The organism is Kitasatospora phosalacinea, assembly GCF_030268885.1.
In the GTDB taxonomy this organism is placed as follows: domain Bacteria; phylum Actinomycetota; class Actinomycetes; order Streptomycetales; family Streptomycetaceae; genus Kitasatospora; species Kitasatospora phosalacinea_C.
In genome coordinates this window covers 1-24118 of sequence record NZ_BSSA01000013.1, presented here as the reverse complement: position 1 = coordinate 24118, position 24118 = coordinate 1, and the positions used below count along the sequence as shown (strand labels likewise).

The following is a 24118-nucleotide window of genomic DNA, read 5'->3' as shown; positions in this document are numbered from 1 at the left end:
ACACCTTGTCCAACGCCTTTCCGTTTCGGTGTCCGTCATTCGGGTGACCACTCCATGTGCGGGTGGACGTAGTCCGTCGGCGGGGTGAACGTCTCCCTGATCGAGCGGGTGGACGTCCAGCGCAGCAGGTCGCGGGCCGCGTCCGCGCCGCCGTCCGCGGACGGCTCCCCGTTGACCCGCAGGTCGCCCGCGGCGAAGCGCAGCCGCTCCACCGCCCCGGCCAGCGCCGACCGCTCCCGCCCGAACACCGAGCCGCCGGCCGGGTCGCCGGCCGGGGCCTCCCGGGCGACCAGCTCCAACGCCTCCTCCCAGCGGGCGTCCTCGTACACCTGCACGGCCAGCAGCGGCCCGGCGCCGCCGTACCGGTCGGTGCCGCCGAGCAGCACGGTGGGCCGGACGAACCAGCCGATCGCGTCGTCGTACTGGCCGCCCGCCAGCAGTTGCACCCCCGGGTCGGCCTTCGCCCGCTCGACCGCGTCCACGGCCGCGTCGAAGGCCCGCCGGTCGATCAGCGCGCCCATGAAGTTGCTCAGGTCGCTGACGTCGCCGACCGCCAGCTCGTCCACCTCGCCGAGCAGGTCCGCCCGGATCCGCCGCCACAGCTCGCGCGGCAGGTACGCCCGGGACAGCGCGGAGCGGCCCTGGCCCTGGTGCTCGAAGGCGCCGCGGATCAGCGCGGTGCGCACCGCCGACGGGTCGGCCGAGGGGTGGGCGAGCAGGAAGTCCCGGCCGCCGCCGGCCGTGCCGACGATCCGCGGGTAGCCGCGGTAGCGGGCGATGTTCGCGCCGACCTCCCGCCACAGCCGCTGCAGCACGGCGGTCGACCCGGCGAAGTGCACCCCGGCCAGCGCCGGGTCGCGCAGCGCCACCTCGCCCACCGCCTGCCCGCCGCCGGTGACCAGGTTGACCACCCCGGGCGGCAGTCCGGCCTCCTCCAGCAGCAGCAGCGTCAGGTGCGCGGCCAGGGTCTGGGCGGGCGCGGGCTTCCACACCACCGTGTTGCCCAGCAGGGCGGGCGCGGTGGGCAGGCTCCCGGCGGCCGCGGTGGAGCCGGACGGGGTGAGCGCGCAGACGAAGCCCTCCAGCGGGCGGTGGTCGGCCCGGCTCCACCCCCCGGGCCCGGAGCGCGGCTGCTCGGCCAGCACCCGGCGGGCGGCGTGCACGTCGGAGCGCCAGCGGTCGGCCAGTTCGCACACCGCGTCGGCCTCGGCCTGCTGCACGCTCTTCGACTGCCCGAGCACGGTCGCCGCCACCAGCGTCTCCCGCCACGGCCCGGCCAGCAGGTCCGCGGCGCGCAGCAGCACCGCCGCCCGGTCGTCGAAGGACAGCTGCCGCCAGCCCTCCCCCGCCGCCAGCGCCGCGTCCACCGCGGCCCGCACGTCGGCGGCCGTCGCCTCGCCCAGCACGCCGAGCTTCGCCGCGTGGTGGTGCGGCTGCACCAGCTCAGTCCGCTCTCCGCCGCCGAGCCTGCGCTCCCCGCCGACCACCATCGGCAGCGAGGTGTGCCGCCCGGCGAGCTCGTCCATTCTCCGCACCAGCCGGGCCCGTTCGGCACTGCCCGGCGCGTACCCGCGGGGCGGCTCGGGGACGGGGGCGGGGACGGTGGTGACCGCGTCGATCGGCATGGTGCGGGGGTGCTCCCTAGGGGTCGGCTGCCTCGTACTGCTCCCCCCACCCTGAACGCGCCCGCCCCCGCCGCCGCGCCGTGACACGCCTACCCGGCGAGTTCCTCCGCCACCGCGACGGCCTCCGCGAGCGAGTCCACCACCGGAACGCCGAGGTGCACCAGCTTCTCCCGGGTGTGCGAACCCCCGGTGTACAGCACCGACTTGATGCCCGCCGCGAGCGCCGCCTCGGCGTCGTCCGCGGCGTCCCCGATCAGCACCGTCCGCCCGCGGTCGATCGCCCCGCCCATCGCCTCCAGGTGCACCGCCAGCTCCCCGGCCTTGCGCCCGCCGGCCGCGCCGCGCCGCCCGTCCACCCGCAGGAAGTGCCGGGTCAGACCGAACGCGTCCACGGCCGGGACGAGCTTCGCGTGCTCGTACATCGACAGCACCGACTGGCTGCGACCGGCCGCCGTCCACCCCTCCAGCAGCGCCTCGACGCCCGGGGTCAGCCCGCACTCCGGGAACAGCTCCGTGTACTTGACGTGGAACGCGTCGTCCAGCGCCAGCCACTCGGCCGGGCTCGGCATCCGCCCCATCAACCGCTCGTAGAACCGCGGGATCGGGATCTCGTACTGCGCCCGGTACTCCTCCAGCGTCATCGGCGCGATGCCGACCGTGGCGAAGGCGGCGTTGCTCGCCCCCACCACGGCCGCCATGTCCGACAGCAGGGTGCCGTTCCAGTCCCAGACTATGTGTGTACGCACCCGGCAAGGGTACGCGCGGTCAGTTGAAGGCGTCCGGGTCCGGGCCGGTGCGCAGGCCGCGGTCGGAGGCGGCGATCGCGGCCAGGTCGTCCTCGGTGAGCGCGAAGTCGAAGACGTCCAGGTTCTGCCGGATCCGGGCCGGGGTGACCGACTTGGGGATGACCACGTTGCCGAGCTGCAGGTGCCAGCGCAGCACCACCTGGGCCGGGGACTTGCCGGTGCGCGCGGCGATCGCGGTGACCGCCGGGTCGTCCAGCACGGCGCCCTGGGCGAGCGGGCTCCACGCCTCGGTGACGATGCCGTGCGCGGCGTGGAAGGCGCGCAGCTCGGCCTGCTGGAGGCCGGGGTGCAGCTCGACCTGGTTGACGGCGGGGACGAGTCCGCCCGCCTCGATCAGCCGGGTCAGGTGCGCGGGCTGGAAGTTGGAGACGCCCGCGGCGCGGATCCGGCCCTCGGCGGCGAGGCGCTCGATGGCCCTCCAGGACTCGGCGTACAGGTCCCGGGCCGGGGTGGGCCAGTGGATCAGGTACAGGTCGACGTACTCCAGGCCCAGCTTGTCGAGGCTGGCGTCGAAGGCCCGCAGCGTGGCGTCGTGGCCCTGGTCGGCGTTCCACAGCTTGGTGGTGACGAACAGCTCCTCGCGCGGCAGCCCGGAGGCGGCCAGCGCCTTGCCGACCCCGCGCTCGTTGCCGTAGACCGCCGCGGTGTCGACGCTGCGGTACCCGGCCTCCAGCGCGGCGGCGACGGCCGCGGTGGTCTCCTCGTCCGGGACCTGGAAGACGCCGAAGCCGAGCTGCGGCATCTCGACGCCGTTGTTGAGGGTGACGTTGGGGACGGTGGTGCTCATGTTCCTTCTCCAGTACGGGAGTTCGAGGTTGTTCAGGAGTGCAGTGCGGGGACGCGGACGGCTGCGGGGGCGGCCTGCTCCCGGCGCTCCAGGGCGGCGGAGACCAGGGCCAGCACCAGCGCGGAGGCGGCCAGCAGCGCGCCCACCCAGTTCGGGGCGGTGTAGCCGTACCCGGCGCTGATCACGGCCCCGCCGAGCCACGCGGCCAGCGCGTTGCCCAGGTTGAATGCTCCGATGTTGACGGCCGAGGCCAGCGTCGGCGCGCCGTGCGCCTGGTCGAGGACCCGCTTCTGCAGCGGCGGCACGGTGGCGAAGCCCAGCGCCCCGATCAGCAGCAGGGTGACGGCGGCGGTGGCCTCGTTGTGCGCGGTGACGGTGAACAGCGCGAGCACGACGGCCAGCGCGCCCAGCGTGGTGAACAGCATCGGCATCAGTCGGCGGTCGGCGAACCGGCCGCCCAGCAGGTTGCCCAGGAACATGCCCGTCCCGAGCAGCACCAGCAGCCAGGTGACCGAGCCCTCCGAGAACCCGGCGACCTCCGTCATCATCGGCTTGATGTAGGTGATCGCGGCGAACACCCCGCCGAAGCCGAGCACCGTCATGCCCATCGCCAGCACCACCTGCACGTTCTTGAACGCCGCCAGCTCCCGCCGCAGGTGGGCGCCCTCCGGCCGGGGCAGCTCCGGCACCAGCTTCGCGATGCCCAGCAGCCCGACCACGCCGAGCCCGGCCACCGCCGCGAAGGTGGTCCGCCAGCCGACCTGCTGGCCGACGAAGGTGCCCAGCGGCACGCCGACGATGTTGGCCACCGTCAGCCCGGTGAACATCGTCGCGATCGCGCCGGCCTTCTTCTCCGGCGCGACCAGCTCGGCAGCGACCACCGACCCGATCCCGAAGAACGCGCCGTGCGCGAGCGAGGCCACGATCCGCCCCGCCAGCATCGCCCCGAACCCGGGCGCGAACGCGGACAGCAGGTTGCCCGCGACGAACAGCCCCATCAGCAGCATCAGCATCCGCTTGCGGCTGATCCGGGTCCCGAGCACGGTCATCAGCGGCGCCCCGACCACCACGCCGAACGCGTAGCCGGTGACCAGCAGGCCCGCCGTCGGGATGCCCACCCCGAAGTCGGAGGCGACCTCGGGCAGCAGCCCCATGATCACGAACTCGGTGGTACCGATCCCGAACGCCCCGATGGCCAGGGCGAGAAGCGCGAGAGGCATGGCACGGACCTCCAGGTGATTGCCGGTGCGCCTTACGTGCTTCGACAATAATTGCAGACGCACAAACTTGCAAACGCAACGAACCTCGCGCCCGCGCCCCGGAACTCACTGCCCCGCCCCGCCGTCCTCCCCTCCCGCCCCGCAACGCGAAGACCCCGCCCCGGCCGGGTGGCCGTGGCGGGGTCTTCGGGGCGGACGGGCGGGCGTCAGGCGATCAGGCCGGGGATCTCCTGGATCGCGAACCAGAGCAGTTCGTGGTCCTCCGCGCCGTCCACGGTGAACTGGGCGTCCTGGTCGCCGCCGTCCGCGGCGGCGATCGCGCCGACCGCGGCGGTGACGTCGGCGAGGACGTCGGGGTCGGTGTCGTCGGCGTGCACCGCGGCGGCCTTGGCGAGCCGGACCGGGCCGCCCAGGACGACCCGGCCGAGCGAGGCCTGGTCCTGGTACTCGTCGCCGGGGAAGGGCGTCACCGCGGAGTCGGCGACCTCGACGGCGAGGACGACCCGGCGCCGCGGGGCGTCCGGGTCGGCGGCCAGCAGGCGGACGGAGGAGAGGGCCGCCCGGTTCAGGGCCGCGTACTCGAGCTCCTCCAGGTCGTCGCTGACGTACCACTCGCGCAGCGCGGGCGTCACCGCGTAGGCGACGCTCTGCTCCAGGACGCCCTCGGGGTGCGCCACCGCCAGGTCCTTCAACGTGGTCGGCACGTACACGCGCATCGGGGCACCCTTCTGACGGTCTCACTGTGCGACGGGTCAAGAATACGCAGCCCGCCCGGCCGCCCGCGATGGCCGGTCCGCCCGCCCGCCCGGTGCGCCGATCAGGTCACGCCCGGCGTCCCCCTACGGGCCGTTCCGGCACCCGACCTGGCGTCAACTTCCGTCCCCGCACCGGGCGCACCGGCCTTGCGACCACCGGCCCGCCACCCGTACGGGTGGATTTCCGGGAACGGCCGGAACGCGGGAAACCCCCTTGGAGCGGCCTCCGCCCGCCCGGTAGCAATGGGCCCGTCCGACCCACCCCGCACCCCGCACCCCACCGAGAGGGCCCCGATGACCGAGCAGCTCACCCGGACGCCCGGACCCCTGGTCCCCCCGGCCCACCACCCCGTCGACCCCCCGGCCCACCCGCTGGTCCGCCCGCTGGTCCGCCCGGCCGCCCGCCGCCCGGTGCGCCACCCGCACCCGGAACCGCACCCGGCCGGACCGACCGCGCCCCGCACCGCCCGCAGCCCGCGGGCGGCCTGCGACGGCTCCGGCCCGCCGTTCCGGCCCCGGACGGCCGCGCCCGGCAGCACCGGGCACGCCGAGCTGGCCGGGCGGTTCGCGCACCGGCTGGTGGAGGTGCTGTGCGGGGCCCGCCCGGTGCACCAGCTGCAGCGGCACACCACGCTGCCGGGCTTCCACCAGCTCGCGGCGCTGGTCCGCACCGGCCCGCTGCGCCCGCGCGGCCGGGTGCTGCGTCCGCGGCTGGGCCGGGTGCACGACTGCGCGCCGGGCCCGGGCGCGGTGGAGGCGTGCGTACGGGTCGAGCTGGGGCCCCGGCACCACGTGCTGGCGTTCCGGCTGGAGCGGCACACCCGCACCGGCCAGTGGCAGTGCGCGGCCGTGGAGACCCGGTGAGGCGCCCCGCGGCGGCCGCGGGAGCCGCCCGGAACGCACCGGGGCGCCACCCCCGGCAGGGAGTGGCGCCCCGGCGACCGGCGGACCGGTCAGGCCTTGCGGCGGCGGCCGCTCTTCGCGGCCTTGGCGGCCTTGCGGCGCTCGGCGCGGGTCAGGCCGTCGCCCTCGACGGGCAGCCCGTCCTCGTCGAAGTCGCCCTCGATGACGCCGCCGCCGACCTCGTCGGACGGGGCGATGTAGTGGAGCTTCTTGCGCTCGGGGGCCTCCAGGCCCTTGGCGCGGATCTCCGGGCGGGCGGCCGGGACGGCGGCGTCCTTCTCCAGCTTGTCGAGCAGCACCTGCTCGTCGTCCGAGACCGGGACCTCCTCGACCTGCTGCTCGACCTGGACCTCCAGGTTGAACAGGTAGCCGACGGACTCCTCCTTGATGCCCTCCATCATCGCGGAGAACAGGTCGAAGCCCTCGCGCTGGTACTCGACCAGCGGGTCGCGCTGGGCGTAGGCGCGCAGCGCGATGCCCTCCTGCAGGTAGTCCATCTCGTAGAGGTGCTCGCGCCAGCGGCGGTCCAGCACCGAGAGGACGACCCGGCGCTCCAGCTCGCGCATGATCTGCTCGCCGAGCTGGTCCTCGCGGCGGCCGTACGCGGCGGCGATGTCCTCCTGGATGGCCTTGGTGAGGAACTCGGGGGTGAGGCCGCCGCTGTCCGCGGCCTCCTCCTCCAGCTCGTCCAGGTCGAGCTGGATCGGGTAGAGCTGCTTGAGCGCGGTCCACAGCTTGTCGAGGTCCCAGTCGTCCTCGAAGCCCTCGCCGGTGGCGGCGTTGACGTACGCGGCGACGGTGTCGTCCATGAAGTGGCCGACCTGCTCCTGCAGGTCCTCGCCCTCCAGGACGCGGCGGCGCTCGCCGTAGATGACCTCGCGCTGGCGGTTGAGGACCTCGTCGTACTTGAGGACGTTCTTGCGGATCTCGAAGTTCTGCTGCTCGACCTGGGTCTGCGCGGAGGCGATGGCGCGGGTGACCATCTTCGACTCGATCGGCACGTCCTCCGGGACGTTCGCCATCGACAGGACGCGCTCGACCATGCCGGCCTTGAACAGGCGCATCAGGTCGTCGCCCAGCGACAGGTAGAACCGGGACTCGCCCGGGTCGCCCTGGCGGCCGGAGCGGCCGCGCAGCTGGTTGTCGATCCGGCGGGACTCGTGGCGCTCGGTGCCCAGGACGTACAGGCCGCCGATCTCCTGCACCTCCTCCTGCTCCGCCTTGACCGCGGCCTTGGCCTTCTCCAGCGCGGCCGGGAACTGGGCCTCGTACTCCTCCGGGGTCTCCTCGGGAGTGATGCCGCGCTGCGCCAGCTCGGCGGCGGCCAGGTGCTCGGAGTTGCCGCCGAGCATGATGTCGGTGCCGCGGCCGGCCATGTTGGTGGCGACGGTGACGGCGCCCTTGCGGCCGGCCTGCGCGACGATCTGCGCCTCGCGCTCGTGGTGCTTGGCGTTCAGCACCTCGTGCGGGATGCCGCGCTTGCGCAGCTCCTGCGACAGGTACTCGGACTTCTCGACCGAGACGGTGCCGACCAGGACCGGCTGGCCCGCCTCGTGGCGCTTGGCGATGTCCTCGACCACGGCGGCGAACTTGGCCGGCTCCGACTTGTAGATCAGGTCGGGCTGGTCGATCCGCTTGGGGGTCTTGTTGGTCGGGATCGGGACGACGCCGAGCTTGTAGATTTGGTGGAACTCGGCCGCCTCGGTGGTGCCGGTACCGGTCATGCCGGACAGCTTGTCGTACAGGCGGAAGAAGTTCTGCAGGGTGATGGTGGCCAGCGTCTGGTTCTCGTTCTGGACCTCGACGCCTTCCTTGGCCTCGATCGCCTGGTGCATGCCCTCGTTGTAGCGACGGCCGGCCAGGATGCGGCCGGTGTGCTCGTCGACGATCATGACCTCGCCGTTGATGACGACGTAGTCCTTGTCGACCTTGTACAGCTCCTTGGCCTTGATGGCGTTGTTCAGGAAGCCGACCAGCGGGGTGTTCACCGACTCGTAGAGGTTGTCGATGCCGAGGTAGTCCTCGACCCGGCCGACGCCCTCCTCCAGGATGCCGACGGTGCGCTTCTTCTCGTCGACCTCGTAGTCGCGGTCGATCTTGAGGCGCTGCACCAGCTTGGCGAAGTCGTTGTACCACTTGGTGGCCTGGTCCGCCGGGCCGGAGATGATCAGCGGGGTGCGGGCCTCGTCGATCAGGATCGAGTCGACCTCGTCGACGATCGCGAAGTTGTGCCCGCGCTGCACCAGCTCGTCCTGCGACCACGCCATGTTGTCGCGCAGGTAGTCGAAGCCGAACTCGTTGTTGGTGCCGTACGTGATGTCCATCGCGTACTGGCGCTTGCGCTCGGCCGGCGACATGTTCGCCAGGATCACGCCGACCTCCAGGCCCAGGAAGCGGTGCACCCGGCCCATCCACTCCGAGTCGCGCTCGGCGAGGTAGTCGTTGACGGTGATCAGGTGCACGCCCTTGCCGGTCAGCGCGTTCAGGTACGCGGGCAGGGTGCCGACCAGGGTCTTGCCCTCGCCGGTGCGCATCTCCGCGACGTACCCGAGGTGCAGGGCGGCGCCGCCCATGATCTGGACGTCGTAGTGGCGCTGGCCCAGGACGCGCTTGGCGGCCTCGCGGACGGTGGCGAACGCCTCGGGGAGGAGGTCGTCGAGGCTCTCGCCGTCGGCCAGGCGGGACTTGTACTCGTCGGTCAGTGCGCGCAGCTCTTCGTCGGTGAGGTTGACGAAGTCCTCTTCGATCGAGTTGACCTGGGCGGCAATCCGCTGCAGCTTGCGGAGGATCTTGCCCTCGCCTGCGCGCAGGATCTTGTCGAAGACGGACACGTGAGCGGGCTCCTTGCCTCATTCGGCTCTGGATGACTGCCGGTGGGGAGTGCACCCCACCGTACGGGCCATCGTATGCGAGGAGCCCGAGCGGCCGGGAGGTCCGTCAGCACGCTATTCCTGTGTCACCCCTGGGAGCACATCGGCCGATGCCGGGTCCAAACGGTCAAAGCGGTTCGCCGACGGCCGGTTGTCAGTGCCGTGGCCTAGCCTCGGCCCATGGCCCAGACCCCTGCCGAGATCCCCGCTGCGGCCCCCGCCGCGCTGCCCTCCCCCGCCCTCCGGATCACCGCGGACCACGCCCGTCGGCTCGCGCTGCGCGCCCAGGGCCTGCTCGGATCGCCCGACCGCCGGGCCGGTGCCCGCGGCGTGCTGCAGCAGCTCGGCGCCGTCCAGTTGGACACCATCTCGGTGCTGGCCCGCTCGCACGAACTGGTGCCGTACGCCCGGCTCGGCGCGGTCGGCCGCCGCCTGGTCGAGCAGGCGTACTGGGGGCGGGGCACCGCCTTCGAGTACTGGTCGCACGCGGCCTGCGTGCTGCCGATCGAGCAGTGGCCGCTGTTCGCCTTCCGCCGCCGCGCCTACCGGGACAAGGGCCACGTCTGGGGCCACCGGGTCTCCCCGGAGGCGTACGCCGCGGTGATCGACCAGCTGCGCGCCGAGGGCCCGCTGACCTCCACCGGGCTCGGCGGCGCCAAGCGGACGTCGGAGTGGTGGGACTGGTCCGACACCAAGATCGCCGTCGAGCGGGCGCTCGCCTTCGGTGACGTCGTGGTCACCGAGCGCCGCGGCTGGAAGCGGGTCTACGACCTGGCCGAACGGGCCGTCCCGGCCGAGCTGTTCGGCCGGGAGCCGTCCGACGCCGCGTGCCTGACGGAGCTGGTGGCCCGGGCCGGGGCCGCCCTGGGCGTGGCCACCCGGGCCGACCTGATGGACTACCACCGCCTCAAGGGCGCCCAACTGGACGCCGTGCTCCCGGAGTCGGGCCTGGTCCCGGTCGAGGTCGAGGGCTGGTCCGCCCCCGCCTGGGCCGATCCGGCGGCGCTGGCCACCGAGCCCCGCGGCCGCCACCGCACCGCCCTGCTCTCCCCGTTCGACTCGCTGATCTGGGACAGGCCGCGCACCGAGCGGATCTTCGGCATGACCCACCGCCTGGAGGCGTACACCCCCAGGCACAAGCGGGTGCACGGGTACTTCGCGATGCCGCTGCTCACCGCCGGCCGGCTGGTCGGCCGGGTCGACCCGGCGCGGGAGGGCCGCACCCTGGTCGCCCGCCAAGTCTCGCTGGAGGCACCGAAGTTCGTCCCCGCGCTGGCCGAGGCGCTGCGCGAGGCGGCCGAGTGGGTGGGCTGCTCGGACGTCCGGGTGGAGCGGCTGGCGGACGAGTCGCTGCGGCCGGAGCTGGAGAAGCTGCTGGGCTGAGCCGCCCGGCGGCTCCCGGCCCGCACTCAGCCTATTTCGAGGATCTTCTCACGCATCGCGTACACCACGGCCTCCATCCTGGAGTGGAGTTGGAGCTTCTCCAGGATGTTGCGCACGTGGTTCTTCACGGTGTTCTCGCTGATGAACAGCTCCTTGGCGATCTCCCGGTTGTTCATCCCGGTGGCCACCAGCTTGAGCACCTCCAGCTCCCGGTCGGTGAGCCGGGGCGCGGGCAGCAGCTCCCGGTCGTCCGAGCGGCGCTGGATCATCGACTTGAACTCGGTCAGCAGCTTGGCCGCCATCGAGGGGCTGATCTGCGACTGCCCGTCCGCCACCGCACGGATCGCGGTGGCCACCTCGTCGGTGGAGATCTCCTTCAGCAGGTAGCCGGTGGCCCCCGCCTTGATCGCCTCGTAGAGGTCGGCCTCCTCGTCGCTGATCGTCAGCATGATGATCTTGGCGCTGGGCACCACGTCCTTGATAGCGGTGCACGCCTCGATGCCGCTGCGCCGGGGCATCCGGACGTCCATCAGGATGATGTCCGGCAGCAGGTCGGCGGCCTTCAGCACGGCCTCCGCCCCGTCGCCGGCCTCGCCGATCACCCGGATGTCCGGCTCCTCGGCCAGCACGATCTCCAGGCCGCGGCGGAACAGCGCGTGGTCGTCCACCACCAGCACCCGGATCGGCTCCGCGCGGTGCGGGGGGTACCCGGCGTCCCCCGAGCCCAGGCCCTCGCGCGAAAGCTCCCCCATCCGCCCCTCCCCCGCCCTCAGGTCACGTCGACGCGCCCATCATTCCACGGCCGGGGCCCGTCCCGGTCACCCTGCGCCGCCGAACCGCCCGGCTGGGTGACCCCGGGCGCGCGGGCGGGGCCCGTCGTCAGTCCTCGTCGGCCCCGTTGTTGATCGCGCCGCCCGCCCCGGCGACGTCCACCGCCGCGGCCATGTCCTCCTTGAGGTGGATCACGCCGTAGTGGTAGCCGTGCCGGCGGTAGACCACGCTCGGCAGCCCGCTGTCCTTCTCCTGGAACAGGTAGAAGTCGTGGCCCACCAGCTCCATCGCGTACAGCGCCTGGTCCAGCGACATCGGCGCCGCGGCGTGGGTCTTCTCGCGGACCACCAGCGGCCCGTCGCCCTCCACCTCCAGGTTGCCCGCGACGGTCTTGCGGGCCGTTCCGTTGACGCTCGGGGCGGCCTCGGTCGCGGGCAGGTCGGCCAGCGCGGCGGTCGCCGCGGCGACGCTGACCGGCGCCCGCCCGTTGGTGCCGCCCTTGTGCACCCGGCGGCGGTCGGCGGACTTGCGCAGCTGCGCCTCCAACTTCGCGGAGGCCAGGTCCAGGGCCGCCCACGGGTCGCTGGCGGACGCCTCGGCCCGGATCACCGGACCCCGGCTGCGGAGGGTGATCTCCACCCGGTCGGCGCGGTCGGCCTGGCGCGGGTTGGGCTCCTTGGACACCTCGACATCCAGGCTGATCGCCTTGGTGTCGAACTTCTGGACCTTCTCCAGCTTCTCGGCCACGTGCTCGCGGAACCTCTTGGGCACCTCGGTCTTGCGGCCCTTGACGACGATGTCCACGCAGAACTCCGATCCCTCGTGCTGACCGGCCCGGAGTGCGTCCCGAACCGGCGTGAGACCCAGCCGGACCGGCCGGCCGCCGCCGCCCGCCGGGCACCGCCCGGAGAACCAGCGAGGACCACCGGCCCTTACCTCACTTCCTCCCCACCAGGAGCGTTCGAAACCCCTGGAAGCCTCATGCAACACCTGCCGCGGGGATCTCGCCTCCCCAGCGCTCCTCCGGCACCCCCTCGGTCGAACGAACGTACCGACGGACGGTCGGCGGCCCGGCTGTTCCCCCCTGTTTACCCACCTACGGGTGAAACACCGGCGAACGGCTGGACAACACGCCCGGCACCGCCCACCGTATGGCTGTGTCGCCGCCCGGCGAGCGTTCCGGAGGGGTTCCGTGACGAGTCGCAGCACCGCCCACCAGCCCGGATCCGACCCCGCCCCGGTCCTCGCCGCCCTGCTCGACCTGCTGCTCCCCGCCCGCTGCGCCGGCTGCGGGAGCGGGTTCTCCGGCCTCTGCCCGCCCTGCCGCGCGCTGCTCGACGGCGCCGCCGCCGGGCCCGCCGGGCCGCACCGCCCGCCGCCCGGACTGCCGCCGGTGCACGCCGCCGCGCCCTACGCCGGACCGGTGCGCCAACTGCTGCTCGCCCACAAGGAGCGCGGCGCGCTCCGACTGGCCGCCCCGCTCGGGGGCGCCCTGGCCGCCGCCGTGCGCTCCGCCACCGGAGCGGGCGCCGCCCCGCTGCTGCTGGTGCCGGTGCCCTCGGCCCGCGCCGCGACCCGGGCCCGCGGCCACGACCCGACGCTGCGGCTGGCCCGCGCCGCCGCCCGCGAGCTGCGCCGCGGCGGCGTCGCCGCGCTGGTCGCGCCGGTGCTGCGGCACGGCCGCCCGGTCGCCGACCAGGCGGGCCTGGGAGCGGCCGAGCGGCGGCGCAACCTGGACGGGGCGCTGGCCGTGCCGGCCCGGGTCGCGCCCCGGCTGGCCGGGCACCGGCTGGTGCTGGTGGACGACCTGGTCACCACCGGGGCGAGCCTGGCCGAGGCGGCCCGGGCGCTGCGCGCGGCGGGCTGCCCGCCGCGGGCGGCGGCCACCGTCGCGGCCACCGCCCGGCGCGGCGCGGTGCCGGGGCGGCGCGGTGCGGCGACGGGGGAGGCCGCCGGGGAGGCCGGGCTCAGCCCGGGTAGATGAACGCCTTGGCCGCGGACTTGCTGGGCACCTCGTGCCACTGGTTGTCCTTGAGCCGGTACAGGCCGTTCTCGGAGGAGGTGAGCACCGCGGGGCCGGACGGGCTGGTCGGGTCGGCCGGCGGCCGGGCCTCGGTCGCGGACAGCGCGGTCATCGACTCGCCGCCCTGCAGCGGGGAGTCGGTGGACTGCGAGCCGTCGGTGCCCAGGAAGTGCAGTTGCTGCAGCCGGTCGGTCTCCTTGCCGAGCACCACCAGCTGGTCGGTGTCGCCCCAGGAGACGGCGGCGACCTCGGACAGCTGCGGCGCGATGTCGCGCAGCGCGGTGATCCTCGCGGTGGGGGCCTCGGCGGTGCCGCCGTGCTCGACCAGGCCGAGCACCAGCCGGGTGGGGCCGCCGCCCTGGCTGAGCAGCAGGGCGATCCGGGTGCCGTCGGAGGAGATCCGCAGCGACTGCACGGTGCGCCCGTCCAGGCCCTCGACCTGCACCGGGACGACGGTGCGGCCGCGCACCATCAGCACCCGCGGCCCGGCCGGGTCGCGGTCGACCAGCCACAGGTCCTGGCGGCCGTCCCAGCTGGGCGAGGCCAGGCCCCTGCCGGGCTGCGTGGAGCGGCTGCTGACGACCGGCTCGCCGTACTTGCCGCCCTCGGTGAGCTCGGTCTCGACCAGGTCGCGGCCGTCGGCCCCGATCACGGCGGCGACGGCGGCGTCCCGGCGGACCGCGACGGTGCCGGGGTGGAACTGCCCGGCCTGCGGGGCCTGGCCGAGCACCCCGGGGACGGGCAGCGGCTCCGTCACCTCCGGCAGGTAGCGGGTGAGCCGGCCGTCCTCCAGCTGGATGAACGCCTGCACCCCGTTGTCGGCGCCGGCCAGCGCGCCGGGGGCGACCAGGGCGGCCTCGGCGCTGCTGAGCGAGCAGGCGGCGCCGTTGACCGACAGGTCGAGCCGGTCCAGCTTGCTCTGCTGGTCGGCGAGGGTCTGGAAGAGCTGCTGGGCCATCTGCTTGCAGGCGGCCGGGTCGCCGCCCTGCAGCTTGACGGTGGCCACCCGGTTGTCGCCGATCGCGGCGCTCTCCACCCGGACGCCGCCCAGCTTGGAGGTCACCACCGGGCCGAGCCAGTGCGAGGGGCCGTCGACGGTGGCCTGGGCGGCCTCCGTCAGCGGGTCTATCCGGCGGCGCAGGTAGATCGGGTCGGGCACCAGCACCTGGGCGCCCTGCGGGCGGGCGGCGGAGGCGTCGGTCCGCGCGAAGAAGTACCGGTGGACGGGCTTGTAGGTGTTCTTGAAGTTGGTCTGGTCGACGATCAGGCCGTCGGGCAGGTCGCTGATCCGCCACTCGCCCTTGTCGGGGCCGTCCGACTCCTTCACGAAGGTGAAGGCCCGCTGGTAGGACTCGCCGGAGTGGGCCTGGTAGGTGTGCTGCTCGTCCAGCGCGGCGACCTGCTTGCCCTCGACGGTCAGCCGGACGGTGACGTCGTCGTCGGACGGGGTGGGGCCGCTCGGGCTGGGGGCGCCGGCCAGCACCACCACGCCCGCGTCGGGCTTCCAGGACTTGGCCGCGGCGGCGGTCAGGTACTGCTTGGCGGTGTCGTAGTTGGCCTGGTCGGCGTTGGAGGAGTCGAGGAAGCCGGCGAGCAGGTCGCGGGGGCTCTCGCCCTTGCGCGGGGCGACCGGGTAGACGTGCACCTGGAGGCCGTCGGCGGCGTTCTGCGGGGCCTCCAGGCGCTGGGGGGCGCCGCCGGAGGGCATCGAGACGCAGCCGGTGGTGACGGTGGCCAGCAGCACGGCCCAGCCGATCGCCAGGGCCCGCCGGTCAGCCGTCCTGTCGGTCCTGTCCACCGGCGGTCCCCTCCTGGTCGGTCTCGGCGCCGTCCGGATCGGTCGGGGCCGGCTGGGTCGGGCGGCCGCGGTCGACCACGACCTGCGCGCCGGTGGCACCGTAACCCGTGACGTCCGAGGGGTCGGAGACCGGGGCGGCGGCGGGCCGGCCCAGGCCGGGGCCGATGCTGAGCACGCCGCCGAGGCCGGAGCCGAAGGTGTGCCGCTCGGTGTCCGGGGTCTCCGGGACGGACGTGGACTCGCCCGCGGGCAGCGCGCCCGCGCCGCGCGCGGTGCGGCGGTAGGGGGCGCCGGCCGAGGACATCCCGCGGTTGTACCGGGAGTCCTCCGGCTCCAGCCGGAACGGGGCCCGGGAGATCTCGCCGCCGCGGGTGCGCGGCAGGGTCAGCCGGAAGTGCGAGCCGCCGCCGGGCTCGCCCCAGGCCTGCAGCCAGCCGCCGTGCAGGTGGGCGTCCTCGACCGCGATGGAGAGGCCCAGGCCGGTGCCGCCGGTGGTCCGCACCCGGGACGGGTCGGCCCGCCAGAAGCGGTGGAACACCCGGGACGCCTCGCCGGGCTTGAGGCCGATGCCGTAGTCGCGCACGCCGACGGCGACCGCGCCCTCGCCCGAGCCGAGCCGGATCACCACGTCCCGGCCCTCGCCGTGCTCCAGCGCGTTGACCACCAGGTTGCGCAGGATCCGCTCGATCCGGCGGCCGTCGACCTCGGCCAGCACCGGCTCCTCGGCGCCGCGGATCAGCACCGCGCTGCCCTTGGCCCGGGCCAGCGGGTCGGCGGCCTCCACCACCCGGGTCACGATGCCCCGCAGGTCGACCGGTTCGGCGTCCAGGATCGCCGCGCCCGCGTCGAACCGGCTGATCTCCAGCAGGTCGGCGAGCAGCGACTCGAAGCGGTCCAGCTGGTCCTGGAGCAGCTCGGCGGAGCGGGCCGCCATCGGGTCCAGGTCCTCGCGGCTGTCGTAGATCAGGTCGGCGGCCATCCGGACGGTGGTCAGCGGGGTGCGCAGCTCGTGCGAGACGTCCGAGACGAAGCGGCGCTGCACCCGGGAGAGCTCCTCCAGCTTGCGGATCTGCGCCTGCAGGCCGTTGGCCATCCGGTTGAACGACTCGCCGAGGCGGGCGATGTCGTCGGTGCCGGTGACCTTCATCCGCTCGTCGAAGTGCCCGGCGGCGAGCCGCTCGGAGATCCCGGCGGCCATCCGCACCGGCGTGACGACCTGCCGGACCACCACCCAGGCGATGCAGCCGAGCAGGATCACCAGGAACAGCCCGGCGGTGGCCAGGGTGCCGATGACCAGGTTGAGGGTGGAGGTCTCCTGGTAGAAGGAGAAGACGTAGTACAGCTGGTACGGGGTGCCGTCCGGGCCGGTGAACTGCTTGCCGATCGCCAGGCCCTTGTCGTCGCCGGGCGGGGTCTGGCTGTTCGGGGCGCGGTGCAGCTTGACCGGCTGCTCCTGCGGGTTGGACGAGTCGGCGGCGACCTTGGCGCGCAGCTCCGGGGTGATCGAGTCGGGCAGGATCGAGCCGGAGTAGCGGGCGCCGCGCAGCCCGGCGCTGGGGGCGCTGGCCTCCTGGTCGCCGGGGGCGAGCGCGATCACCGAGTAGACGCCGGAGCCGCCGGAGGCCAGGTCGGAGACCTGCTTGGTCAGCCAGGCGTTGATCTGGTCGCGGGTCGGGTCGGCGGTGGCGCCGGCCTTGGCCTGCAGGTTGATCGCCTCGTTGATCTTGTCCTGCTCGATCTGGAAGCCGCCCAGGGCCTGCCCGTGCGCGGACTTCTGCTTGGCCTCCAGCAGGCCGGTGCGCACCTGGGCGACCACCACCACGCCGAGCACCAGCACCACGACGAAGGACAGCAGCAGGGTCATCGCGACCACCCGCAGCTGGATCGAGCGGCGGTACAGCGCCAGCACCCGGCCCACCGGGTGCCGGAACGGGCGGACCAGCGGGGCGAGCAGCCCGGCCCACCACCGGCGCCGGTGCGGCCGACCGGTGGTGGAGCTCAGCACGTCGCCGCGCACAGCGTGCTCCCCGCCGGCGATGTCGTCCGACGGGGAGCGGTCAGCCCTGGTGTCGCTCATCCTCAGCTGGGCCCGGCCTTGTACCCGACACCGCGCACGGTGACGACGATCTCCGGGCGCTCCGGGTCCTTCTCGATCTTGGAGCGCAGGCGCTGCACGTGCACGTTGACCAGGCGGGTGTCGGCCGCGTGCCGGTAGCCCCAGACCTGCTCCAGCAGCACCTCGCGGGTGAACACCTGCCAGGGCTTGCGGGCCAGCGCGACCAGCAGGTCGAACTCCAGCGGGGTCAGCGGGATGCCGCGCCCCTCGCGCTTCACCGAGTGCCCGGCGACGTCGATCACCAGGTCGCCGATGGTCAGCTGCTCCGGCGTGGGCTCCTCGGCCCGGCGCAGCCGGGCGCGCACCCGGGCGACCAGTTCCTTGGGCTTGAACGGCTTGGTGACGTAGTCGTCGGCGCCGGACTCCAGGCCGACCACGATGTCGACCGTGTCGGTCTTCGCGGTGAGCATGACGATCGGAATGCCCGACTCGGCCCGGATCTGGCGGCACACGTCGATGCCGTCCCGTCCGGGCAGCATCAGGTCGAGCAGTACGAGGTCCGGCTTGGTCTCCCGGAAGGCGGCCAGCGCCTTGTCCCCGTCAGCGACGAAAAACGGCTCAAAACCTTCACCCCGCAGCACGATGCCGAGCATCTCGGCCAGTGCGGTGTCGTCATCGACGACGAGGACACGTCCCTTCATGTCTCCATCTTCTCATCACCCGAATGTGACCTGCGCCGCACGGCCCCGCCGCTCCGCGCCTCCACCCCCCCGCCGAACCAGTCATACCATCGCAAAGGTTGTGGCTCGGTGGGCTTGTCCGGACCGTTGTGGATCAGCAACGGGATACCCCTGGGGTACGCGTGCGCACCATGGCACGATAAGCACCCCGAAGCACCCGAGCCAGGGTGCCCCGACGAGGAGCGTCGATGACCGAGACCCCGGGCTGGACCTCACCCGGTTCTCCCGAAGCACCGCCCGGCCCCACCGGAACCGGCCACTCGGCGCCCACCCCGCCCCCCGCGGCCCCCGCCGCGCCCCTCCCCCCGCAGTCCGCCCCCACCGGCCCGGGCATCGGCCTGATCCCGCTGCGGCCGCTCGGCTTCGGCGAACTGATGGACGGCACCTTCGCCCTGGTCCGCCGCAACTGGCGGGCCGCGTTCGGGCTCACCCTGGCCCTCGCCGCGGTCCTCGAACTCCTCCAGGCCGGCATCGACTGGTGGATCCACACCAGCGGCAGCCGGACCGACGCGGTGCTGTCCAACAACTACCTGGCCCCGCTCGCCCTGTTCTTCGGCGTCCTGGCCTCCGGCCTGCTCGCCCCCGTGGTCAGCAACGGCCTGCTCGGCCGCGACACCCCGCTCGCCGAAGCCTGGGCCCGGGTCCGCGGCCAGCTCGGCCGCCTGATCGGCCTGTGCCTGCTGCTGGCCGCGATCGGCATCGGCTCGCTCGCCCTCGCGATCGTCCCGCTGGCCCTGCTGGCCTTCGCCACCGACCTGCCCGGCCTGCTCGCCCTGCTGCTGCTCACCGTGCCGCCGGTGATCTGGCTGTCGATCCGACTGACCCTCGCCGTGCCCGCCCTGATGCTGGAGAAGCAGCCCGTCCTCGGCGCGCTCAAGCGCTCCTGGCGGCTGACCCGCGGCGCCTGGTGGCGGATCTTCGGCCTGACCCTGGTCTTCCGGATCTGCCTCACCGTGGTCGCCACCGTCCTGGCCGGCCCCGGCGAGATCGTCGCCATGGTCCTCGGCGGCACCCCCGGCAACGGCGCCGCCGGGGACGGCCCCGCCGCGATCAGCATCGCCGCCGTCGCCGTCTGCGGCATCGTCGCCCGCACCGTCACCATCCCGCTCGAAGGCGCCCTGCAGACCCTGATCTACGCCGACCAGCGGATCCGCCGCGAGGCCCTCGACCTGGAACTCGCCCACGCCGCGGGCCTGCCCGGCTACGCCCGGCCCGCCGCGGCCGCCCCGTCGGGAGCCTGACCGCCATGGGATTCCGGGGGGAGGGGGCGCTGCTCACCGACGGCGCCCCCGTCGACGTACCGCGGGACGCCGCCCGCGAGGCCGCGCACGAGGAGCTCCGCAAGGCCGTCTACCACCAGAACGAGCCCGGGCCGGTCGAACGCCTCCTCGACTGGATCAAGGACGAGTTCAGCAAGACCGTGGACGGCGTCGCCTCCCCGCTCGGCGGCGGCGGCAACGCCGCGCTCGTCGTGCTGCTGCTCCTGCTGCTCGTCCTGGGCGTGGTGCTCTGGCGCCGCTACGGCGCGCCCCGCCGCGCCGCCCGCGCCGCCGGCGGGCTGTTCACCGGTGCCCAGGGCCCGCGCAGCGCCGCCCAGCACCGGGCCGACGCCGCCGCGCACGCCGCCCGGGGCGCGTGGGAGGACGCCGTCCGCGAGCAGATGCGCGCCCTGGTCCGCGGCCTGGAGGAGCGCACCGTCCTCTCCCCCCGCCCAGGCCGCACCGCCGACGAGGCCGCCGCCGAAGCCGGCCGCGCCCTGCCCGGCCAGGCCCGCGAACTCGCCTCCGCGGCACGGCTGTTCGACGACATCGCGTTCGGCGAGCACCCCGCCGACGAACGCTCCTACCGGCTGCTCGCCGACCTCGACCGGACCCTCGGACGCACCCGCCCCACGCCCGTCCCGGCCGGCGGAGGAACCGCATGACCGTCACCGCACCGCCGCCCGCCACCGCCGAGGCCGCCCCCGCCGCCCCGCCCGCGGACCCCGCCCCCGCCCGCAGCCGCCTGCGCGCCCACTGGCGGCGCTCCCGCTGGTGGCTGCTGAGCGTCCTGGTCCTGCTGCTGGTCGGCGGCCTGATCGCCGGCATCCCCGGCGGCTCCGTCCACGACCCGCTCGACCCCCGCAGCGGCGACCCGCACGGCACCCGCGCCGTCGACCAACTGCTGCAGCGGCACGGGATCTCCTCCCGCACCGCCTCCCGCACCGACGACCTCGCCGCCGCCCTGCGCGCCGACGACACCACCGTCGTCCTCACCTACCCCGACGAGCTCAGCTACCAGCACCTCGCCGGGCTCTCCGCGCTCCCCCGCGGCGAACGCACCCGCCTCGTCCTGATCGCCCCCGAGCAGCCCCTGCTCAACGCCTTCGCCCCCGGCGTCACCGCCTCCAGCTACGCCGAGCCCACCGGCACCGCGCCCACCCCGAGCTGCACCCTGCCCGAGGCCCGCGAGGCCGGGGCCGTCGACCTCGGCGGCCAGAGCTACGAGGGCCGCCCCGGCGACACCGCCTGCTACCCCGTCGGCGGCCGCGACCTGCTGCTCAGCCGCACCCGCGGCACCCAGCAGGTCGTCGTCCTCGGCAACGGCGACCCGCTCACCAACCGGTACCTGGACAAGGAGGGCAACGCCGCCCTCGCCCTCGGCCTGCTCGGCGCCCACCCGCACCTGGTCTGGCAGACCCTCGACCAGGTCGACCACGCCACCTCCACCGGCCGCCCCAAGAGCCTCGGCGACCACATCCCCGACGGCTGGTACTGGGGCACCCTGCAACTCCTGGTGGCCGGACTGCTCGCCGTCGCCTGGCGGGCCCGCCGCCTCGGACCGGTGCTCACCGAACGGCTGCCCGCCGTCGTCCGCGCCTCCGAGACCACCGAGGGCCGCGCCCGGCTCTACCGCCGCGCCAACGCCCGCGGCCACGCCGCCGAGACGCTGCGCCGCGCCGCCCGCCGCCGCACCGCCGCCGCCCTCGGCCTCCCGCACACCTCCGGGGACCCCGACCCGACCGCCCTCCTCGAAGCCGCGGCCGCCCGGCTCGGACGCCCCACCGCCGACCTCCAGCACCTGCTGTACGGCCCGGCCCCCACCGACGACGCCGCGCTGCTGCGGCTCGCCAACGAGCTCGACGACATGGAATGGCAGGTACGACAGCCGTGACCGACCAGCTGCTCAAGACCGTCCCGGCGCAGACCGGCGATGCCCGCGCCGCCCTCACCGGCCTGCGCGAGGAGATCGCCAAGGCCGTGGTCGGCCAGGACGCCGCCGTCACCGGCATCGTCGTGGCCCTGCTCTGCGGCGGCCACGTCCTGCTGGAGGGCGTCCCCGGCGTCGCCAAGACCCTCCTGGTCCGCACCCTGGCCACCGCCCTCGACGTGGAGACCAAGCGCATCCAGTTCACCCCCGACCTGATGCCCGGCGACGTCACCGGCTCGCTGGTCTACGACACCCGCACCGCCGAGTTCTCCTTCCAGCCCGGCCCGGTCTTCACCAACCTGCTGCTCGCCGACGAGATCAACCGCACCCCGCCCAAGACCCAGGCCTCCCTGCTGGAGGCCATGGAGGAGCGCCAGGTCACCGTCGACGGCGAACCCCGCAAGCTCCCCGAACCGTTCCTGGTCGCCGCCACCCAGAACCCCGTCGAGTACGAGGGCACCTACCCGCTGCCCGAGGCCCAGCTCGACCGCTTCCTGCTCAAGCTGATCCTCCCGCTGCCGACCCGCGACCAGGAGTTCCAGGTCCTGTCCCGGCACGCGAGCGGCTTCGACCCGCGCGACCTCGCCTCGGCCGGCGTCCGCCCCGTCGCCAACGCCGCGCACCTGGCCGCCGCCCGCGCCCAGATCGCCCGGCTGACCGTCTCCCCCGAGGTCCTCGCCTACATCGTCGACCTGGTCCGCGCCACCCGGCAGTCGCCCTCGCTCGCCATGGGCGTCTCCCCGCGCGGCGCCACCGCCCTGCTCAACACCTCCCGGGCCTGGGCCTGGCTGGCCGGCCGCGACTACGTCACCCCCGACGACGTCAAGGCGCTCGCCCTGCCGACCCTGCGCCACCGCGTCCAGCTGCGCGCCGAGGCCGAGATGGAGGGCATCACCGCCGACAGCGTCATCCAGGCCGTCCTCGCCCAGACGCCCGCGCCCCGCTAGGACCCGGCACCCCCGCGGCCGGGGGACGCCCTCCCCCGGCCCGCAACTCCCCTGCGCCAGAAAGCGAGCCCAGCACCCCATGGCCCTGACCGGCCGAACGGCCCTCGTCGCCGCCCTCGGCGCCCTCCTGGTGGGAATCGTCCTCCCCTCCTGGACGGGCGTCGGCGCGGTCGTGCTGCCCCTGCTCGCCGCCGTCGCCGCCGACCTGGTGCTCGCCGCCCCCGTCCGCCGCCTCACCCTGGAGCGCTCCGGCGACCCGACCGTCCGCCTCGGCGAGGCCACCACCGTCGACCTGCTCGTCGCCAACCCCTCCGGCCGCCCGCTGCGCGCCCGGATCCGCGACGCCTGGTACCCCTCCGCCTGGGCCCCCGGCACCGCCTTCACCGCCTCCCGGCATACCGTCACCGTCCCCGCGGGCGAACGCCGCCGCCTCACCACCCCGCTCGCCCCCACCCGCCGCGGCGACCACCACTCCGGCAAGGTCACCGTCCGCTCCCTCGGCCCGCTCGGCCTGGCCGGCCGCCAGGCCAACCTGGACGCCCCCTGGCGCATCCGCGCCCTGCCCCCCTTCACCAGCCGCAAGCACCTCCCCTCCCGCCTCGCCCGCCTGCGCGAACTCGACGGCCGCACCTCCGTCCTGACCCGCGGCCAGGGCACCGAGTTCGACTCCCTGCGCGAGTACCTCCCCGGCGACGACGTCCGCTCCATCGACTGGCGCGCCAGCGCCCGCCGCAGCACCGTCGCCGTCCGCACCTGGCGCCCCGAACGCGACCGCCACGTCCTGATCGTCCTCGACACCGGCCGCACCTCCGCCGGCCGCGTCGGCGACGCCCCCCGCCTGGACGCCGCCCTGGACGCCGCCCTCCTGCTCACCGCCCTCGCCACCAAGGCGGGCGACCGCGTCGACCTGCTCGCCCACGACCGCCACCGCCGCGCCGCCGTCGCCGGACGCTCCCCCGCCGAGGTACTCCCCGCCTTCACCGACGCGATGGCCCTGCTCGAACCCGCCCTGATCGAGACCGACCTGCGCGCCCTCACCTCCACCGCCCTGCGGATGGCCCCCCACCGCTCCCTGATCGTCCTGCTCACCGGTCTCGACGCCCACCAGATCCAGGAGCACCTGCTCCCGCAGGTCCCGCTCCTCACCAAGCGCCACGAACTCGTCCTCGCCTCCGTCTCCGACCCCCGCCTGGACGAACTCGTCCACGCCCCCCGCACCACCGTCGAAGACGTCTACGGCGCCGCGGCCGCCGAACAGACCCGCGCCGACCGCCGCCGCACCGCCGACCTCCTCACCCGCCGCGGCGTCACCGTCCTCGACGCACCGCCGGAGTCCATCGCCCCCGCCCTCTCCGACACCTACCTCGCCCTCAAGGCCGCCGGCCGCCTCTGAGCCCTCCCCAACGTCCGGCCCGGAGCCACCACTTCACCGCCCGAACAGCCCCCGCAGCCCCCGCAGCCCCCGTCCCCCGGACTTCCCGCTCTCCGGCACGCCGGCCCGGGTGGCCGCGTGGACCGGAACGGACTGGGCCAGAACCCGCCCCACCGCTGCGAGGAAGTCCCCCGGCTCCGCAGCAGGCCCGGACCCGAGGTTGAGGTGCCGGCCGTCAGCCGTCCATTCGCCGAGGACCGTGTACGCCTGGCCGTCGACCGGGCTGACCCCGTGTTCGAGCGTCAGGTACCGACACCCCTCGGCCCCGGCAGCTTGCACCACCGCGACGAAGTGCGCTTCGGACGGCGCCCCCGCGGGCGGCAGGACGACGAACAGAGCCCGGTAACCGTCCCCCTGGACGAGGTCCGCCGACAGCCCGTCAGCGGGCAACCGCTCCGATTCCGACAGCTTCTCGCCGTACCCCTGCCAGATCGCCGTGAGCCCGCCGGTGAACCCGGCCGTCGGCTCGTGGTCCAGCATCTTCCCCCCGAGATCCCGCACCAGCCCCGGCAGCACCCGGTGCGCGTACCCGTAGTGGTGCGCCCTCGGCCCGGCTCCGTCAGTCGTCGTCATGCCGATCATCATGACGCCTCCGCTCGGAATACGGACGGGTATTCGGATGGCAGCTGGCCCGTTCCGACCTGGCCCGGAAATGCGGAAAGGGCCCCAGCCGCATGGCTGGAGCCCTTTCTCTGAAAGATTGTTCGGCGGCGTCCTACTCTCCCACAGGGTCCCCCCTGCAGTACCATCGGCGCTGTGAGGCTTAGCTTCCGGGTTCGGAATGTAACCGGGCGTTTCCCTCACGCTATGACC

General features: G+C 74.2%; 20 protein-coding genes and 1 rRNA gene. 8 read left to right on the top strand and 13 right to left on the bottom strand.

Annotated features, from left to right (window positions below):
* Window positions 1–35 precede the first annotated feature (35 nt).
* The 5 genes from QSK52_RS19630 to QSK52_RS19610 form a co-directional block, all read right to left on the bottom strand.
* Complete coding sequence (locus QSK52_RS19630) at window positions 36–1619, bottom strand: aldehyde dehydrogenase family protein (protein WP_285737552.1); 1584 nt, start codon at window positions 1617–1619, stop codon at window positions 36–38.
* A 95-nt stretch (window positions 1620–1714) separates the two neighbouring features.
* Entirely contained in the window at window positions 1715–2371 is a 657-nt protein-coding gene (locus tag QSK52_RS19625) for an HAD family hydrolase (RefSeq protein WP_285737398.1), read from the bottom strand.
* A gap of 19 nt (window positions 2372–2390) precedes the next feature.
* A complete protein-coding gene (locus tag QSK52_RS19620; protein WP_285737397.1) occupies window positions 2391–3218 on the bottom strand; it encodes an aldo/keto reductase in 828 nt (275 codons plus the stop codon).
* A 32-nt stretch (window positions 3219–3250) separates the two neighbouring features.
* The gene (locus QSK52_RS19615) at window positions 3251–4438 is read right to left on the bottom strand and encodes an MFS transporter (RefSeq protein WP_285737396.1); all 1188 of its coding nucleotides are present in this window, start codon (window positions 4436–4438) and stop codon (window positions 3251–3253) included.
* A gap of 206 nt (window positions 4439–4644) precedes the next feature.
* A complete protein-coding gene (locus QSK52_RS19610) occupies window positions 4645–5154 on the bottom strand; it encodes a DUF6912 family protein (protein WP_285737395.1) in 510 nt (169 codons plus the stop codon).
* A gap of 333 nt (window positions 5155–5487) precedes the next feature.
* Here QSK52_RS19610 and QSK52_RS19605 point away from each other — a divergent pair, with 333 nt between their 5' ends.
* Window positions 5488–6057, top strand: coding sequence for an Rv3235 family protein (locus QSK52_RS19605; RefSeq protein WP_285737394.1), 570 nt, complete (start codon window positions 5488–5490; stop codon window positions 6055–6057).
* An 89-nt stretch (window positions 6058–6146) separates the two neighbouring features.
* Here QSK52_RS19605 and secA read toward each other — a convergent pair whose 3' ends face one another.
* The gene (gene secA, locus QSK52_RS19600) at window positions 6147–8927 is read right to left on the bottom strand and encodes a preprotein translocase subunit SecA (RefSeq protein ID WP_285737393.1); all 2781 of its coding nucleotides are present in this window, start codon (window positions 8925–8927) and stop codon (window positions 6147–6149) included.
* Between the two features lie 219 nt (window positions 8928–9146).
* On the opposite strand from secA, the gene QSK52_RS19595 reads away from it, so the two are divergent.
* Entirely contained in the window at window positions 9147–10349 is a 1203-nt protein-coding gene (locus QSK52_RS19595; RefSeq protein WP_285737392.1) for a winged helix-turn-helix domain-containing protein, read from the top strand.
* A gap of 26 nt (window positions 10350–10375) precedes the next feature.
* On the opposite strand, the gene QSK52_RS19590 is transcribed toward QSK52_RS19595, so the two are convergent.
* Together QSK52_RS19590 and hpf are read right to left on the bottom strand one after the other, a co-directional pair.
* Window positions 10376–11101 carry a response regulator gene (locus QSK52_RS19590; protein WP_285737391.1) on the bottom strand — a complete coding sequence of 242 codons (726 nt, stop codon included), beginning with the start codon at window positions 11099–11101 and terminating at the stop codon, window positions 10376–10378.
* Between the two features lie 127 nt (window positions 11102–11228).
* On the bottom strand, window positions 11229–11924 hold the full coding sequence (gene hpf / locus QSK52_RS19585) for a ribosome hibernation-promoting factor, HPF/YfiA family (protein WP_352230295.1): 696 nt from the start codon (window positions 11922–11924) through the stop codon (window positions 11229–11231).
* A 388-nt stretch (window positions 11925–12312) separates the two neighbouring features.
* Here hpf and QSK52_RS19580 point away from each other — a divergent pair, with 388 nt between their 5' ends.
* On the top strand, window positions 12313–13104 hold the full coding sequence (locus QSK52_RS19580; protein ID WP_285737390.1) for a ComF family protein: 792 nt from the start codon (window positions 12313–12315) through the stop codon (window positions 13102–13104).
* On the opposite strand, the gene QSK52_RS19575 is transcribed toward QSK52_RS19580, so the two are convergent.
* The 3 genes from QSK52_RS19575 to mtrA are packed head-to-tail and all read right to left on the bottom strand — an operon-like array spanning window position 13088 to window position 17698.
* Window positions 13088–14941: an LpqB family beta-propeller domain-containing protein gene (locus tag QSK52_RS19575; RefSeq protein WP_285737389.1), complete on the bottom strand. Its 1854-nt coding sequence runs from the start codon at window positions 14939–14941 to the stop codon at window positions 13088–13090. The genes QSK52_RS19580 and QSK52_RS19575 overlap by 17 nt on opposite strands.
* Complete coding sequence (gene mtrB / locus QSK52_RS19570; protein ID WP_285737388.1) at window positions 14916–17018, bottom strand: MtrAB system histidine kinase MtrB; 2103 nt, start codon at window positions 17016–17018, stop codon at window positions 14916–14918. The genes QSK52_RS19575 and mtrB overlap by 26 nt, the downstream gene beginning before the upstream one ends.
* Before the next feature lie 2 nt (window positions 17019–17020).
* Window positions 17021–17698 (bottom strand): MtrAB system response regulator MtrA, encoded by a 678-nt coding sequence (gene mtrA / locus QSK52_RS19565; protein ID WP_030459579.1) that lies wholly within the window; start codon window positions 17696–17698, stop codon window positions 17021–17023.
* A 227-nt stretch (window positions 17699–17925) separates the two neighbouring features.
* On the opposite strand from mtrA, the gene QSK52_RS19560 reads away from it, so the two are divergent.
* The 5 genes from QSK52_RS19560 (at window position 17926) to QSK52_RS19540 (ending at window position 23266) form a co-directional block, all read left to right on the top strand.
* Window positions 17926–18978 (top strand): glycerophosphoryl diester phosphodiesterase membrane domain-containing protein, encoded by a 1053-nt coding sequence (locus QSK52_RS19560; RefSeq protein ID WP_285737387.1) that lies wholly within the window; start codon window positions 17926–17928, stop codon window positions 18976–18978.
* A 5-nt stretch (window positions 18979–18983) separates the two neighbouring features.
* A complete protein-coding gene (locus tag QSK52_RS19555) occupies window positions 18984–19661 on the top strand; it encodes a DUF4129 domain-containing protein (RefSeq protein WP_285737386.1) in 678 nt (225 codons plus the stop codon).
* Complete coding sequence (locus QSK52_RS19550) at window positions 19658–20890, top strand: DUF4350 domain-containing protein (RefSeq protein ID WP_285737385.1); 1233 nt, start codon at window positions 19658–19660, stop codon at window positions 20888–20890. Before QSK52_RS19555 ends, QSK52_RS19550 begins: the two co-directional genes overlap by 4 nt.
* Window positions 20869–21873, top strand: coding sequence for an AAA family ATPase (locus QSK52_RS19545; protein WP_435053295.1), 1005 nt, complete (start codon window positions 20869–20871; stop codon window positions 21871–21873). The genes QSK52_RS19550 and QSK52_RS19545 overlap by 22 nt, the downstream gene beginning before the upstream one ends.
* 79 nt (window positions 21874–21952) lie before the next feature.
* Complete coding sequence (locus QSK52_RS19540; RefSeq protein ID WP_285737383.1) at window positions 21953–23266, top strand: DUF58 domain-containing protein; 1314 nt, start codon at window positions 21953–21955, stop codon at window positions 23264–23266.
* 33 nt (window positions 23267–23299) lie between these two features.
* Here the strand turns inward: QSK52_RS19540 and QSK52_RS19535 are convergent, their stop codons facing one another.
* The gene (locus QSK52_RS19535; protein WP_285737382.1) at window positions 23300–23785 is read right to left on the bottom strand and encodes a hypothetical protein; all 486 of its coding nucleotides are present in this window, start codon (window positions 23783–23785) and stop codon (window positions 23300–23302) included.
* 222 nt (window positions 23786–24007) lie between these two features.
* Window positions 24008–24118 (bottom strand): 5S ribosomal RNA (rrf, locus tag QSK52_RS19530); the annotation flags it as partial.